At 54.8% G+C, this 14,395-nt stretch carries 11 protein-coding genes; 6 read left to right on the forward strand and 5 right to left on the reverse strand.

Annotated features, from left to right (window positions below; genetic code table 11):
- Positions 1-3 precede the first annotated feature (3 nt).
- The gene (locus tag J7I43_RS08420) at positions 4-2,256 is read left to right on the forward strand and encodes an ATP-binding protein (protein WP_209145230.1); all 2,253 of its coding nucleotides are present in this window, start codon (positions 4-6) and stop codon (positions 2,254-2,256) included.
- Here the strand turns inward: J7I43_RS08420 and J7I43_RS08425 are convergent.
- The 3 genes from J7I43_RS08425 to J7I43_RS08435 form a co-directional block, all read right to left on the reverse strand.
- Positions 2,225-2,986 (reverse strand): LytR/AlgR family response regulator transcription factor, encoded by a 762-nt coding sequence (locus J7I43_RS08425; RefSeq protein WP_209145231.1) that lies wholly within the window; start codon positions 2,984-2,986, stop codon positions 2,225-2,227. The genes J7I43_RS08420 and J7I43_RS08425 overlap by 32 nt on opposite strands.
- Positions 2,987-3,025: 39 nt before the next feature.
- Positions 3,026-3,781, reverse strand: a complete 756-nt coding sequence (locus J7I43_RS08430; protein ID WP_209145232.1) for a histidine kinase — start codon at positions 3,779-3,781, stop codon at positions 3,026-3,028.
- A 125-nt stretch (positions 3,782-3,906) separates the two neighbouring features.
- Positions 3,907-6,501, reverse strand: a complete 2,595-nt coding sequence (locus J7I43_RS08435) for a cation-translocating P-type ATPase (RefSeq protein WP_209145233.1) — start codon at positions 6,499-6,501, stop codon at positions 3,907-3,909.
- Positions 6,502-6,617: 116 nt separating this feature from the next.
- Here J7I43_RS08435 and J7I43_RS08440 point away from each other — a divergent pair, with 116 nt between their 5' ends.
- The 5 genes from J7I43_RS08440 to J7I43_RS08460 are packed head-to-tail and all read left to right on the forward strand — an operon-like array spanning position 6,618 to position 8,845.
- Positions 6,618-7,247, forward strand: coding sequence for a hypothetical protein (locus J7I43_RS08440; protein ID WP_209145234.1), 630 nt, complete (start codon positions 6,618-6,620; stop codon positions 7,245-7,247).
- Positions 7,193-7,945 carry an Fpg/Nei family DNA glycosylase gene (locus J7I43_RS08445; RefSeq protein WP_209145235.1) on the forward strand — a complete coding sequence of 251 codons (753 nt, stop codon included), beginning with the start codon at positions 7,193-7,195 and terminating at the stop codon, positions 7,943-7,945. The genes J7I43_RS08440 and J7I43_RS08445 overlap by 55 nt, the downstream gene beginning before the upstream one ends.
- Before the next feature lie 17 nt (positions 7,946-7,962).
- Positions 7,963-8,169 carry a hypothetical protein gene (locus tag J7I43_RS08450; protein WP_209145236.1) on the forward strand — a complete coding sequence of 69 codons (207 nt, stop codon included), beginning with the start codon at positions 7,963-7,965 and terminating at the stop codon, positions 8,167-8,169.
- A gap of 52 nt (positions 8,170-8,221) precedes the next feature.
- The gene (locus J7I43_RS08455; RefSeq protein WP_209145237.1) at positions 8,222-8,530 is read left to right on the forward strand and encodes a GNAT family N-acetyltransferase; all 309 of its coding nucleotides are present in this window, start codon (positions 8,222-8,224) and stop codon (positions 8,528-8,530) included.
- Between the two features lie 9 nt (positions 8,531-8,539).
- The gene (locus tag J7I43_RS08460) at positions 8,540-8,845 is read left to right on the forward strand and encodes a GNAT family N-acetyltransferase (RefSeq protein WP_209145238.1); all 306 of its coding nucleotides are present in this window, start codon (positions 8,540-8,542) and stop codon (positions 8,843-8,845) included.
- A 69-nt stretch (positions 8,846-8,914) separates the two neighbouring features.
- On the opposite strand, the gene J7I43_RS08465 is transcribed toward J7I43_RS08460, so the two are convergent.
- Positions 8,915-10,549 carry a SusD/RagB family nutrient-binding outer membrane lipoprotein gene (locus J7I43_RS08465; RefSeq protein ID WP_209145239.1) on the reverse strand — a complete coding sequence of 545 codons (1,635 nt, stop codon included), beginning with the start codon at positions 10,547-10,549 and terminating at the stop codon, positions 8,915-8,917.
- 18 nt (positions 10,550-10,567) lie between these two features.
- Complete coding sequence (locus J7I43_RS08470) at positions 10,568-14,350, reverse strand: SusC/RagA family TonB-linked outer membrane protein (protein WP_209145240.1); 3,783 nt, start codon at positions 14,348-14,350, stop codon at positions 10,568-10,570.
- Positions 14,351-14,395 lie beyond the last annotated feature (45 nt).

Here is a 14,395-nt window from a genome sequence, read left to right on the forward strand (position 1 = left end):
CCAATGAAACAACCAAAAAAACCGGCAGCATCCGTCACTCAGAAGCCTTCCGTAAAAGTGCCCCGTGAAATGGAAAGCCTTTTTATGAAGGCGGAGGAAAACGTCCGCGAATATTTTTCAAACATGCGGCTCAACCCGTCTGAAGGCACAATCGAGATCAACAACGAAAGATATGTGCTGATAAGGGCTTCCGCGTTGTCGAAAGATTTTTTGGACAGTATTCTCAGCCTGTATGCAGACCGTGGGGAAGACGAGGCTTTCAGCATCGGCCGCAATTTCCTGTTCGATATTTCCCATGCCATCGGCATGAACGACGCCAAGGCTTTTCATGCCAAAATGGGCGTTACCGATCCCTTGTCCAAACTCTCAGCCGGCCCCGTGCACTTTGCATACACCGGCTGGGCGTTCGTGGACATTCTCCCTGAGAGCAACCCCACGCCCGACGATGATTATTACCTGATATATCATCATCCTTTTTCCTTTGAAGCAGACGCCTGGGTACGCTCGGGCGCTGCCTCCCGTTTTCCCGTGTGTATCATGAATACGGGGTATTCTTCCGGCTGGTGCGAAGAAAGTTTCGGCATCCCGCTTACCGCCGTGGAAGTAAGCTGCCGCGCCCAGGGCGACGAACAATGCACCTTCATCATGAGCCCGCCTCACCGCATCGAAGAGCATATTCAGCATTTCGCGAAAACGCACCGCAAACAGCATATCAAAAAAGCGCCGCCCGAGATCCCCACGTTTTTCCTGCGCAAAACGGTGGAAGAACAAATGGAAAAAGCGCGGCTGCTGGCGGAAGAATCGTCCCGCGCGAAGTCTGACTTCGTGGCAAACATGAGCCATGAGCTGCGAACCCCGCTCACGGCCATTCTCGGCTTCACGGAACTGATGAAAAAAACGAAATTGTCTGCCCGGCAAACCGAATACCTCGAAGCCATTTGCGCCAGCGGCAGCAACCTGCTGAGCACCATCAACGACATCATGGACCTCAGCAAGCTCGATGCGCGCAAGATCAGTTTCGAATCCATGCCGGTGGTGCTGCCCGAGCTGCTGCAGTCCATCGAGCTGATGCTCGCTTCCAAACTGCGGCATAAACAATTAATGTATTCCTGCGATACGGATAAAGCGCTGCAGAAACCGCTGCTGGCAGACAGTGCGCGGCTCACGCAGATATTGCTCAACATCATCGGCAACGCCATCAAGTTCACCGAAAAAGGCGGTATTACCGTAACGGCGGAAGCGGAAGAAGAAACCGCGCAGGGTATGATGGTAAAGCTTAGCATCCGCGATACCGGCATCGGCATAGCGCCGGCCAAACAACAAACCATCTTTGAAAGGTTCACGCAGGCCGATTCGGCCATCAGCCGCAAATACGGCGGTTCCGGCCTGGGGCTGGCCATCACGCGGGAACTGGTGGAACTGATGGGCGGCACCATTTCCATTTCCAGCAAAGTGAACAAAGGAAGCGAGTTCACGGTGCGGCTGCCTTTCGCGAAAACCGCCAGGCGAGGCAAAGCCAAAATGGCCGCGACGCCGGCCGTGCACGGCAACGGCATGCATGTGCTGGTGGTGGAAGACAATGTGCTGAACCAGAAAATGACGCGCATCATGCTGGCCAACAACGGCTTCACCGTAAGCGGCGCCGGCAGCGGTACCAAAGCCATCGCGGCATTGCGGAAAGAAAAGGCGGACCTTGTGCTGATGGACCTGCAGATACCCGGCATGGACGGCTACCTTACCACGCGCAAGATCAGGGAAGAACTGAAGATGGATATGCCGATCATCGCCATTACCGCGCATGCTTTTAACGGCGAAAAGGAAAAATGCATCGCGGCGGGCATGAACGATTACCTGCCCAAACCCTTCAGGGAACAGGAATTGCTGGCAGTGATCGCCCAATACCAGCGGAAGGCCGCTGTGGTAGACCTTGGTTTTTTAAAGGAACAGACGCGCAACAATGTCGCGTTTATCAAAGACATGATCCGCACGTTCATACGCCAGGCGCCCAAAGACCTGGAAGCGCTGCAAAAAGCCGCGAAACAGCAGAAAAGCGAACAGGTGTACAAAATCGCGCACACGCTCAGCACATCGGTGAGTTTCTTCGGGTTGAAAAAACATATCGGGGAGGAACTGTCGCAGATGCAGAAAACAAAACACGCGGAGCCGGAGCAACTGGAAAAAGTAAAACGTATTTGCCAGCAGGCGATCAGGGAATTACGGGAACTTACACCGTCCGCTTTGTCATCAACGCCATAAATTCATCTTTCTTTTTCGGGGAAATGGCCACCATAGCGCCGTCGCTCATCACGGCGTAACCACCGTCCGTACGCACCCAGCGTTTCACGTCTTTCAGGTTGATCATATTGGAGTTGTGGATGCGGAAAAATCCGTGTTCCTGCAACGACATTTCGTATTCCTTCAGGTTTTTGCTGACCATGATCTGGCGGCCGTCTTTCAGGTAAAAAATGGTGTAAGGGCCTTTGGCTTCGAGGCGGATAATGCCGGACAACGGGATAAAGTCCACCCCCTCGGAAGTGGACAGGCTGATGCAAAAATCTTCGCCCGCGGGCCTGTTGAGATTTTTGAGCAGCAGTTCCAGCCGGTTGTTTTCCGCGGACGGGCCTTCCATTTGTTTAACGGCCTTGTTCACGGCGGTTTCCAGCTCGTCGAGGTTGATCGGTTTGAGCAGGTAGTCCACCGCGCTGAACTTGATGGCCTGGATGGCGTAATGATCGAATGCGGTGGTGAAGATCACGTGGAAGTTATGGTGACCGGCGCGTTGCAGCACGTCGAAGCCGGTGCCGGTCTGCATTTCGATATCGAGGAAGATCAATTGCGGCGAATGGCTGCTGATGCGTTGAAGGGCTTCTTCCACATTGGACGCTACCGCCACCAGCTCCAGCTGCGGGCAGTATTCGCGCACCATGTTCGATAAAAAATCCCTGCTCAGCTTTTCATCCTCCACAATTAAAGCCTTGATTTTCATGTTAGGGTTTTGAGGTGAGAACAATATAAGAAAATTTCATCAGCGTATAGTGATCATGGCGCGGTTCAGGCGGCCGTTGCCGGTGTGCACGGCGCTGCGCTGCTCCAGTTGTATCTGCCGGTGGTTCAGCGCGTTGAACTGCGCGATGCGGTGATTGAACAGCACGGCGCGCTCGCCTTCGTCCATGCCCGGCGAAAACTCGCCGCTCATTCCGTTGTCCGTCACTTCCAGCTCCAGCGTTTCGCCTTTTGCGCGCAAGGTCACGGAGATCTTCCCCTTTTCTTCTTTTCCAAGATGCAGCACGCCTTTATACAATGCTTCCTCGAGCAGGCCGTGCGTGAGGAACGGCGGAATATCTTCCAGGCAAAGCGCTTCCGGCAGGTCGATGTCGTATTCGAAACGGTCGGGGAAGCGGAATTGCTCCAGCACCAGGTAATCCCTGATCAGCTCAGCCTCGTCCTGCAAATGGATGGAGATCTCGTCGCCATAATGCACCATTTTGCGGAGGAACGCGGAAAAACGGCTGACATACTGCAGGGATGTCTTCCGGTCGTCCGCACTGATAAAGTACTGAATCGCATTCAGGGAATTGAACAGGAAGTGCGGGTTAAGCCTTGCCTGCAATATCTTCATTTTCAACAGGCTGTTCAATTGGGATAGCTGTTCCTGCTGGTGTTGCACCTCCCGTTCCTGCGCCGCCAGCCGGGCGGCCAGCTGCTCTTTTTGGCGGTATAGGCGGTAGCCCCATATGGCAACAACGATCCCTGTGATTCCTGTTATCCATCCTAAGATCATAAACCTCTCCTCTGCTTTGGGGGTAAAGTTGGTAAAATAACGGCAGTAAAGCCGGGTTGAATTAACGGTTGCCGGGTTTCGCTTAATGGAAACGGCTTTTTACTGCATGGAAAATGACGGTCTTTTTAATCGCGCCGCCCGAAGACCGCCGCGCCCAGCCTGATCACGAGCATGCCCGCCACGCTGAAGCCAGCCACCAGCAGCCAATCCAGCCGCGGCATCATTTCAAGCCGCAGCGCTTCTTTTACCGGCGGAATAAACAGGCACAACAACGTAACCGCCGCGCTCAGCACGATCGACCCGACCAGGTAAGGATTGCGCATCAGCGGGCCGCCGAGGAACTTTTCCTTTCCTTCGTTCATATTCAGCGCGTGCAGCAGCTGGGAAAGAATGAGCGTGTAAAACATCACGTTGTTCGCCGCATGTACGTCCACTTCGCCCTCCCGGAAATGTTCCGCCGTAAAAGCCGCACCCAGGGCGCTTCCGCCGATCACCGCCGCATAGAACCAGATCATGCCCCAGGCTTTTTTGCCGATGATAGGTTTGCGCGGGTCCAGCGGTTTTTGCTGCATCACGGTGTCGTCTCCTTCCGTAAAACCTAGCGCCATGGCCGGGAACACGTCTGTAATGAGGTTGATGAACAGGATCTGGATGGCCGCCAGCTGGAACGGCAGCCCCGCCGTGGCTACCAGCCCGATCACGAGCAATTCGCTGAGGTTGCACGACAGCAGGAAAACGATGAACCGTTTGATATTCGTAAAGATCACCCGGCCCTGGCGCACCGCCGTTACAATGGATTCGAAAGCATCGTCTTTCAGCACCATATCCGCCACTTCCTGGGATACCTGCGTGCCGCGGATGCCCATGGCAATGCCGATGTCCGCCTTTTTCAGCGCGGGCGCGTCGTTCACGCCGTCGCCGGTCATGGCTACGATCTGGTGATCGCTTTGCAGCGCATTCACGAGATCGAGTTTCTGCTTCGGGCTTACGCGCGCAAACACGGAGCGTGTTGCCCAGGCATCGTTTTCCCCTTCCAGCTGTTTGCCGGTGATCACGTCCTGTTCGTTTTCGCTGATGCCCAGCTCGTAAGCGATATGCGCGGCGGTGGCGGGATGGTCGCCCGTGAGCATGATCACCCGGATGCCTGCGCCGTGGCATTCGTCGATCACTTCCTGCACGCCCTGGCGGGGCGGGTCCATCAGGCCGGCGATGCCGAGGAAAACGAGGTTTTCCATGAACTCGGCCGTTTCGCCGTTCAACTCACGGTAAGCGAAGCCGAGTGTTTTAAGGCCGGAGGAAGCGAGTTTTTCGGTTTCCTGCATCCATCTATCGCGTTCTTCCTGCGCCAGCTCTTTGGTTTCGCCTTCGTGGAGGGAATGGGAGCAGATGTCCAGCAGGTTTTCGATGGCGCCTTTGGCGGAAACGAGGTGTTTTTCTTCGCCTTTATGCAAAGTGCCCATTACGCGGGTATCGGAATTGAAGGGGGCTTCTTTCAGCTTGTGGAATTTTTCCCTTATCTGCGCAACATCCGCCCCGGTTTCCTGTACAAAGTTCAGCAGGCTCACTTCGATGGGGTCGCCGATGCCTTTTTCGCCGTCGAGGGAGGCGTTGTTGCAGAGCACGGCCACACGCTGCAGGTTGTGAAAACTTTCTTCTTCTGGTTTTTCCTCCTTTTTACGCCATTCCACCGCGGGCAGCAGCGCGTTGGTCACTTCCATCCTGTTTTCCGTAAGAGTGCCCGTTTTGTCTGTACAGATCACCGTGGTGGCGCCGAGCGTTTCCACGGCGGAGAGTTTTTTCACGATCACGTTCTGCCGCGCCATACGGATCATGCCGCGCGCCAGGGCCAGCGTGGCCACTACCGGCAGCCCTTCCGGGATCGCCGCCACCGCCAGCGCGATGGAGGTTTTCAGCATTTCCAGCACCGGTTCCTTATTCAACAGCCCCGCGCCGAATATCAGCACCACGATCACGACGGTGATGCCGATGAGGCGTTTGCTGAAACTTTCGAGTTTCTTTTCCAGCGGCGTGGCGGCCTTTTTTGCGCCGGCCACCATATGCGCGATGTGCCCCAGCTCGGTTTTCATGCCGGTGGCGGTACACAGCACCTTTCCGTTGCCATTGCGCACGAAAGTGCCTTTATAAACCATGTTCGTTCTTTCCGCCAGCTGCGTGTCTGCCGGCAACTCTCCCGGCGATTTGTCCACCGGCAGAGATTCCCCGGTAAGCGCCGATTCGTCTGCCTGCAGGTCGGTGGATTCGAGGATGCGCCCGTCTGCCTGCACCATATCGCCCGCGTCCAGCAGCATAATGTCTCCGGGAACGATCCCGGCCGACGGGATTTCCTGCATGCGGCCGCCGCGCAGCACGCGGGCGGATTGGGAGGTCATTTTCTGCAGGGCTTCCATCGACCTTTCCGCCTGGAACTCCATAATAAAACCGATCACGGCATTCAGCAGTATCACCACGGCAATGGCCGTTGCGTCCAGCCATTCCTTAAAGAACATGGAAAGGCCCATGGCGAGCAGCAGCAGGTATACCACGGGGCTTTTGAACTGGTGCAGCAGGATCATCAGCGGCGAAACGCGCCGGCTGCTGCTGATCTCGTTGGGGCCGTGTTCTTCCAGCCTACGTTGCGCGTCTTCGGCGGCGAGCCCTTTGCCGGGGTCGGTGGAAAATTGTTCCAGGATTTCCTGCTGTTTGAGTTGATATGCATCCATTCCGTGCGGTTTTTTGTCTTTTGAAGATTACAATCGGGATACCGGTTTTGTTGCTGCTTCCAAAACAGCTATGGCGCTGGCATGGTATGTGGGGCCGTTACCCTAAACGGAAACATATGGCATCCACTGCAACGCGGGCGAAACCTGCGCGGAAAAAAGCGGCGACGCCCCGGAAAAAGACGGCCGCTGCCCGCAAACCGGCGCCTAAAACGGCCGCCCGCCAGAAAAAAGAAGCGAAAAAGGACCTCGCCAAAACGTACAATGAATTTAAGGAATTTGAAGGGCAACATTACACCGGCATGCGCGTGGGCCGTTCGCATAAATGGAATTACGACGCTGGCGTGTGGAAAGAAACGAAGATCACGCCAGACCTCTGGGAATGCACTTACGCCGTTACCAAACGCCGCGCCGGAAAAGCGCCGGAAGGCTCCGGCGTGCCCGTGGGCACGGAATATCACTGGTACATCATGGCGCATCAGAACGTGCGAAAACTGAACGCCAACGATTACACCACTTCCCTCACCGGCCGGAAATACAAGCTGGCGCACAAACGCGCGGATAAAAACAAATGGAGCACCACCGCCAAAACGCAGCGCAAACGGCTCGTGAAAATGCTGCAGGAGCTGATCGCGCAGCTGGAAGCGGAACCGGTGGCGAAGAAATATTCCTTTGGTACGAATAAAGCCGTCATATGCCTGAATTACCCGATCTTGAAGTGTTCAGCAAACATCTTCAGCGAAAACTGAAAGGAAAAAAGCTGAAAGCCATTTCCAAAGCCGGCGCCTGGAAAAAGGATTTCCTGCGTCAACCGCTCCAAAAGGTGTACCGCGAAGGCAAGGAACTGCGGTTTCTCTTTAAAAACGGCCATAAGCTTGGCGTTCACCTGATGCTGCATGGCAAGCTCGTGCTGGCGGACACCGATGACCCGCCACCGCATACCGTGTTTTCCCTTCAGTTCGCGGACGGTTCGCTGCTGGCCGTGACCGACTGGCAGAAAAAAGCCCGCCTTACGCCCGACCCTGAACCGACAAACGTGCCCGACGCCCTGTCTGCGGACTTTTCGTCCGCCTACCTCAAACAACAACTGGAAGGCTCGCGCGCCGCGATCAAAAAACTGCTTACCGACCAACATAAAGTACGCGGCATCGGGAATGCGTACGCCGATGAGATCCTCTATGAAGCCCGCATATCGCCGTTTTCAAAAGCGGGGCAAATACCGCCCGACGCAGCTGCCAAACTGTTGCGCTCCGTTAAAAAAGTGCTGAAAGACGCGGTGAAAAAGATCAGTAAAGATCATCCGGATATTATTGCCGGGGAAGTGCGCGACTTTATGAAAGTGCACAAACACGGGAAAGAAAAAAGCCCCGGCGGCAAACGGATCGAACATGCGGAAATAAACGGGCGCACGACCTATTACACCAGCGAACAGGTAGAATACCAGTAACTTTTAAAATTTTAACGATGAAAAAGCCCATCGAACAACCGGACCCACAAAAAGCGCCGGTCAATAAACCGGGGCCGAAGCCTTCAACCACCGGCGACCGCATCAAAAAAGACAATCCCGAGGGAACCGACCAGGAAGGCGGGCTGACAAAAGAAGATCTTCCCGACAGCACCAATACTTCCACAGGCGTGCCGGGCACCGGCCAGCGGCAGGATTCGAACTGAGAATGACTGTATGGCCCGGTATCCTTATATTTGGTACAAAACCGGGATCAATATGAAAGAAGAATACCAGCCGCTGCCGCTCGTGAAAAATGAGGTCATTCATCACTTTGAGCTGACCGTAGACGGGCATACCGCCTTCATCGATTACAAGGAAAGCGGCAAAAAGATCTGGCTGATCCATACCGAAGCGCCCGCCGAATTGGAAGGAAGAGGCGTAGCCACGGCGCTCATCGAAAAAACGCTGGCCTGGCTGGAAGAAAACCAATACACGCTGGTACCGTTGTGCCCGCTCGTGCATGCGTACCTCAAACGCCATCCCGAATGGCAGCGCCTGCTGGACCCGTCTGTGAAACCATTTTAAATATTCCGTATGGGCGACATGACGTACGAAGTGGTGAATAACCGGGAGAACCAGCAATTCGAAGTGCATTTGAACGGGGAGATCGCGCAGCTGACGTACCGTTATTACAAAAAAGACATTGCATTCATGCATACCACGGTGCCGGAAACCATGGCGGGAAAAGGCGTAGCCTCCGCCCTGGCGCGGGCCGCGTTCGCATTTGCGGCGGAAGAGAAAAAACTGGTGATGGTGTATTGCCCCTTCGTGGCGAAATTTCTCCAGAGCCATCCCGAATACCGCCACCAGCTGGATCGGGCTTATTACGGGAAAAGTTAAGGCCTTCATAAAAAAAAGTTCCCGCCACGAAAGCGGGAACCTTCAACACAGGATAATCTGCTGCAGTTTTTACTGCATCCAGTACACTTTAACGGACACCTGGTCGGTGGCGGATTTGCCACCGGAAGCCTTTTGCCAGTTTTCGTGATTATTTACATTTTCATCGTCCGGGTAGGGCATGCGGTTGACAGACAGCGGCGGCAGGTTCGGGTCGCGCGGCGTCAGCTGCGTTCTGCGCACGATGGCCCAGGCTTCCCAGGGCTGGAACATGGTGGCCAGCCAGGCCTGCGTGGCGATCTTCCTTAATGCGTCCGCATCGTTCGCGCCGTTGTATATCACTTTTGGATTGATAAGCATAGCGGTCATCTGCGCGGGTGTTGGCGCGGTAGGCTTGGTCGTCCATACAGCAGACGTTTTGGTGTAATCATACCAGAAGTCCACAGACGACCGGATGCCTGCTTCATATTCTGTTTTCGCTTTAGTCACGTCTTTCGGCACGCCCATGCCGCGCTGGTAAATTTCAGCCAGCAGGAAATGCACGTCCGCTTCGGTGATCACCAGTATCGGGTAAAACAGCCTGTCGTACGCGATCCAGAAATTAAACGATGCGAATTTATTGCCGGCGTCGGTGCCGAAAGGTTTGCGCGCGGTGATCTCGGCGGCTCCCGGTGTGCCGTAAGGCGTGCCGCCTTCGGTCTGCGAACCGTCCTGCGGCTGCGGCACCCACAGATTGGCGTCGTTCGTCTGGAAAAACACGAAACATCTCGGGTCGAAAATGCCGGAGCCGTTGGTGGCGTTGGTGGAAGACATCTGGTTCCATACGTTGCTGCTCATCCGCATGTTGGAGATAGACAGTTCGCGGTAGGAGTTCCATTTGCTGTCCAGCGATTCTTTGGTGGTGCTGGTAGTGGTAACGAGATTGGGCCAGAAACCGAAATTGTTCTTTTGCATGCTGCCCGCCTGCTGGTTGTTGGGCAGCGGTTTGTTGCCGTTGATGATATCGGTGATGATGGCAGACGCGACGGCGTTTTCTTTATTGTATAACCTCACGGCGTAACGGAGGCGCAGAGCGTTGCCAAACTTTTTCCATGCCGTGATGTCTCCGCCGAGATAACTTTCGGATGCGCCGATGCTAACCTGGGAAGCGTCGTTGGAAAGCCCGTCTGCTGCTTCTTTCAGGTCTTCCAGCACACTTTTGTAGACATCCGGGGCGGCATCGTACGCGGGGCGGAAACTGGTGGCGCCTTCGTTGGCCTTGCCTGCCTGCGAGTACGGGATGTCGCCATAATAATCGAGCATACGCAGCGTTTTGGAGGCCAGCAGGATGGTGGCCATATATTTCACGTTGTTGAACGATGCGGGGTCCGTTTGTTCGGCGATCTTTTTCAACAACGAGCGGTAAGTAACCAGGTCAGGGTAATACTGGCTCCAGAAGCCGCCAGCGTAGTTGATGAACGGGGTGGAGATGTTCTGAAAGGCCTGCTGGTTGGCCGTCGGGTAAAGCACCCCTACATTCAGGATATCGTCGCCGTATTTGGCGAGGGAAGACACGAGCCCGTTGTACAGGCCGGGTATGGTAGCGGTTGCTTCGCCGGCCTGGTTGTACGGTTGGTTAAGCTCCTCGAAATCCTTCCTGCACGATACGGAACTGAGCAAAGCACCGAAAACGACGGAAGCGAATAATATGTTTGGTATGATTTTCATTGTCGGTCTTTTTAAAATTTAGAATGCGGCTTTTACGGTGAAACCAAATGAGCGGATGCGCGGCATGGAAGAATATTCGATGCCCTGCATGTTGCCGATACCGTTCACGCCCTCGGGGTTCAGGCCTTTGGGAATAGTGGTGAAGATGTAGAACAGGTCGCGGCCGATCAGCGACAGGCTCAGATTTTGAAAGACCTTCGTTTTACGCACCATATCCTGCGGCACCTGGTAAGTAAGCGCTACTTCGCGCAGTTTCATCCACGTATTCTCGAACACTGAAGCCGAGCGCGGCACGCCAACGTGGTTCCAGGAAGTGTAGGTGCCCAGGTATTTCCAGGGATAACTTACCACGTCCGTATTGGGTTTGCCGTCGGCGAACACGCCGTCGAACATCACGCCGGTGTTGTCTGTGGTACCGTCGGGATAAACGTAGGGAAGACCGCCGCCGTCTCTTTCTTTTGTCGTTTCATTCAGCAAACCGTTACCCATGGCGGCCGCGTAAGTGCCGAAATAAGTATCGCCGCCGAACTTGCCGTCTACCATGGCGTACAGGCTGAACGATTTATAACGGAAAGTATTTGCGATGCCGCCCGTGAGGAAAGGCTGCGAGTTGCCGATGGGCACTTCGCTGTCTGTAAGCACCCACTGCGTACCGCCCGCATAACGCGTGCCGTTCACGTCATAATACAATTCTTCCTTGGTATCAGGGTTGATGGCCCTTTTCACCACGCGTTTGCCGTTGAGGTAGGTATAATCCCTGCCGTAGATCGTGCCATAGTTCTCTCCCACTTTTACGCGCTGCGAAACGCCGCTGCCGCCGAAAAAGCTGCCCAGCGTAAGTTCTTCGGTGCCTTCATCCAGCGCCAGGATCTTGTTCTGCGCATGCGCGCCGTTCAATGCAATGCTCCAGCTGAAGTTTTTGGTGCTTACGGGAGTAGCGTTGATGATGAACTCGATGCCTTTGTTGCCCAGCTCTCCCCTGTTCAGCTGCACGCTGGTCCAGCCGGAAGACTGCGGCAACGCGTTGGTGAGTATCTGGTTGAACGTTTTCATGGTGTATGCCGTTACTTCCATATTCAGGCGGTTGTTGAACATACCGAGGCTAAGGCCCACTTCATACTGGCGGCTTCTTTGCGGCGCAATGCCGGCAAATTTCAGCTGTGCGGGATAAGTCTGTGCCGCCTGCCCGTTGAAGTTGATGGTGTTCAGCACGTTGAAGATGGAATACGGATCGGTGTCGCTGCCGGTTTCGGCGAAAGACACGCTCAGCTTACCGAAGTTCAGCCAGGGCAGCGCGTTCTGCATGCCCGTGATGCCGTCCGTAAATACGTAGCTCAGGTTAACAGAAGGATAAAAGTAGGAGTTGTTGTTTTTGGACAGGGTGGAAGACCAGTCGTTACGGCCGGTAACCTGCAGGAAAAGATAATTTTTATAGGACACATCCAGGAAACCGAAAGCGGAGTTGATCTTTTTTGTAAAACGCAGCTCCCTGGCCGGATCGGGCGTTTCGGCGCCATTGTCCAGCGCGAAAATGAAAGGTTTGATAAAGCTGCCTTTCGTGCTGTTGCTCACCGTATAGTCGTTGCGGTAGTAAGATTCCACGCCGCCGGTAAGACTGGCGTTGAAAGATTTACCCCAGAGATTGTCTTTATACACCCTCACCATGGCGCTCATGTTCCGGCTGAGGTTGCGGGCAATCGCTTCGCGGTACGCGCCGGTAGTGCCCTGGATATTTTTGGGGTATTCTTTTATCTCCGTTCCGTCTGACGAATTATCCAGGCTGGCCTGTGCGGTGGCGCTCAGCCAGTCCGTGATGTTTGCCGTCAATTTCAGGCCGCCGATCAGCTGGTTGCGGTTGAAGGTCGTATTGTTATTGTAAATGTTCCAGAAAGAATTGGCCATGTAGGAATAATACGGGTACCGCGGAGAACCGGCGGGAAAATTGTTCTGATCCGTCACGTTCTGCTGCGATCCGTCTGCGTTGAAGTTGTTGAGCATTTCCACGTCAGACCGGAAGTCGCGGGTAGCCGCGTAGGAAAAACCGGCCATAAATGCGCCGGCTCCCACGGGCGGGGTGTTCAGTCTTGTATAATTCACGTAGCTGGCTGTGATGTCAGCGGACAAAATTTTACTGATCTTGATGCTGGAACCGAGGTTGAACGTATTGTTCTTGAAGTTGCTGTTCGGAATGTTCGCCTTGCTGTCGTCTCTCGTATAAGAAAAACGGATAGTCCCGAAATCGCCGCCGCCGGACACGGATACGTTATGCTGGTTCACATAACCGTCCGGGAAATAGTCCTTCCAGTTGTCCGGCTGCGCGGAATAAGGCCGCTGCACGCCGTCGTACCAGAGTATCGGCTGGTTGTCGAAGCGCGGGCCCCAGGAAAGGCCGCTGGGGAAAGAAAAAAGGTTCCATGCGGCAGTGGGGTTGCCGTAGGGCAAATAACCCAGGGCATGACTTTTATAATCGCCGGGCACCGGGTTGCCGGGAGGATAGGTAGCGATCTGCATGCGCTGGCCGCTGCCGTTCACGGGGAACTGCTTCTGCTGGTCGGCCGTCCACATGGAGCCTACCAGGCCGGAGCCGTATGAGTTCTGGAAATCGAGAAATTCGTAAACCTTGGTTTTACGGTGGGAGAAAGAATAATCCACGCCCAGGCCTTTTCTTTTCTCGCCTTTTTTGCGGGTAACGAGTATCACCCCGTTGGCGCCGCGCGCGCCATACAATGCGGCAGCAGCAGGGCCTTTCAGCACCGTCACGTCTTCGATGTCTTCAGGATTGATGAAATTGAGGCCGGTGCCCCAGTCGTTGTAACCGCTCACGTCCGCACCGAGCTGCGTACCTACCGCGCCGCCGCCGCCATTGTTGGCGTTGTTGTTCACGGGGTCGTTGTTAATGGCCACGCCGTCTACGATCACAAGCGCGCGGTTGTCTCCGGTGAGCGAAGTGTTGCCGCGGATCACAAGACGGGAAGAACCGCCTTCCACGCCGCCGGAAGCCTGGCTGATGTTAAGCCCGGCCACTTTGCCCATAAGGCCCTGCGCGATGGTGGGCGCCTGTGCAACGTTGATGTCGTCTCCCGTCACTTTCTGCACGGAATAACCGAGCGAGCGCGGCGAGCGTTTCACGCCCATGGCCGTCACCACTACTTCGCCTAGCGCCTTTTCGTCTACTTCCATTGTTACGGCGTAAGATGTTTCGGCGGTGATATGCAGTGAAATGGTTTTATACCCGATGGCGGAAAGTTCGAGCACGCTGCCGTCTTCCGCGTCCAGTTCAAAACGGCCTTCGCCGTCGGTGCTGGCGCCTTTGCGCGTGCCTTTGATCACTACGCTGACGCCGGGGATGGGCACACCTCCCGCGTCTTTCACGGTGCCGGTCACTTTTTTGAAACGTACGGCTTCCATGGTCACGGCCATATCGTTCTCACTTTTCAGCAAAGCGAACAGGCGGTTGCGTTTGAGCACCACCTGGCTGCCGATGGCTTCGAACTGTATGTCGTAAGGTTGAAAAAGCTGGGTGAATACACGCGCGAGTGTTTCATCCTGCGCTTTGAGGCTCACCTTTTCCTTTTCGGGAAGCGTGTTGCGGGTGTAGGAAAATTTAACGCCGGCTTTGCGGCTGATCTTCTCCAGTACGGTCCTGAAGGCTTCATTTTCCACGGAAAGGGATATTTTCTTGTCTAGTATGCCTTGTCCGTTTGCAGGAGCGGCGGACGCTGCCACGGAAATAGCAAGTGTAAGAAAATAATGTACCAGGGCGGCCTTCATAAAAAACGAAGTGGAATAAATTTTCTTCATTGCTGAACGATTTAGTTGATAAAACATAGCTTGATCCAGGGCACG

The organism is Chitinophaga chungangae (genome assembly GCF_017742215.1).
Classification (GTDB): domain Bacteria; phylum Bacteroidota; class Bacteroidia; order Chitinophagales; family Chitinophagaceae; genus Chitinophaga; species Chitinophaga chungangae.

Excerpts from the sequence above, each read along its gene's own strand:
- J7I43_RS08420 (WP_209145230.1), top strand. The coding sequence starts at position 4 with ATGAAACAACCAAAAAAACCGGCAGCATCCGTCACTCAGAAGCCTTCC.
- J7I43_RS08425 (WP_209145231.1), bottom strand. The coding sequence starts at position 2,986 with ATGAAAATCAAGGCTTTAATTGTGGAGGATGAAAAGCTGAGCAGGGAT.
- J7I43_RS08430 (WP_209145232.1), bottom strand. The coding sequence starts at position 3,781 with ATGATCTTAGGATGGATAACAGGAATCACAGGGATCGTTGTTGCCATA.
- J7I43_RS08435 (WP_209145233.1), bottom strand. The coding sequence starts at position 6,501 with ATGGATGCATATCAACTCAAACAGCAGGAAATCCTGGAACAATTTTCC.
- J7I43_RS08440 (WP_209145234.1), top strand. The coding sequence starts at position 6,618 with ATGGCATCCACTGCAACGCGGGCGAAACCTGCGCGGAAAAAAGCGGCG.
- J7I43_RS08445 (WP_209145235.1), top strand. The coding sequence starts at position 7,193 with ATGCCTGAATTACCCGATCTTGAAGTGTTCAGCAAACATCTTCAGCGA.
- J7I43_RS08450 (WP_209145236.1), top strand. The coding sequence starts at position 7,963 with ATGAAAAAGCCCATCGAACAACCGGACCCACAAAAAGCGCCGGTCAAT.
- J7I43_RS08455 (WP_209145237.1), top strand. The coding sequence starts at position 8,222 with ATGAAAGAAGAATACCAGCCGCTGCCGCTCGTGAAAAATGAGGTCATT.
- J7I43_RS08460 (WP_209145238.1), top strand. The coding sequence starts at position 8,540 with ATGGGCGACATGACGTACGAAGTGGTGAATAACCGGGAGAACCAGCAA.
- J7I43_RS08465 (WP_209145239.1), bottom strand. The coding sequence starts at position 10,549 with ATGAAAATCATACCAAACATATTATTCGCTTCCGTCGTTTTCGGTGCT.
- J7I43_RS08470 (WP_209145240.1), bottom strand. The coding sequence starts at position 14,350 with ATGAAGAAAATTTATTCCACTTCGTTTTTTATGAAGGCCGCCCTGGTA.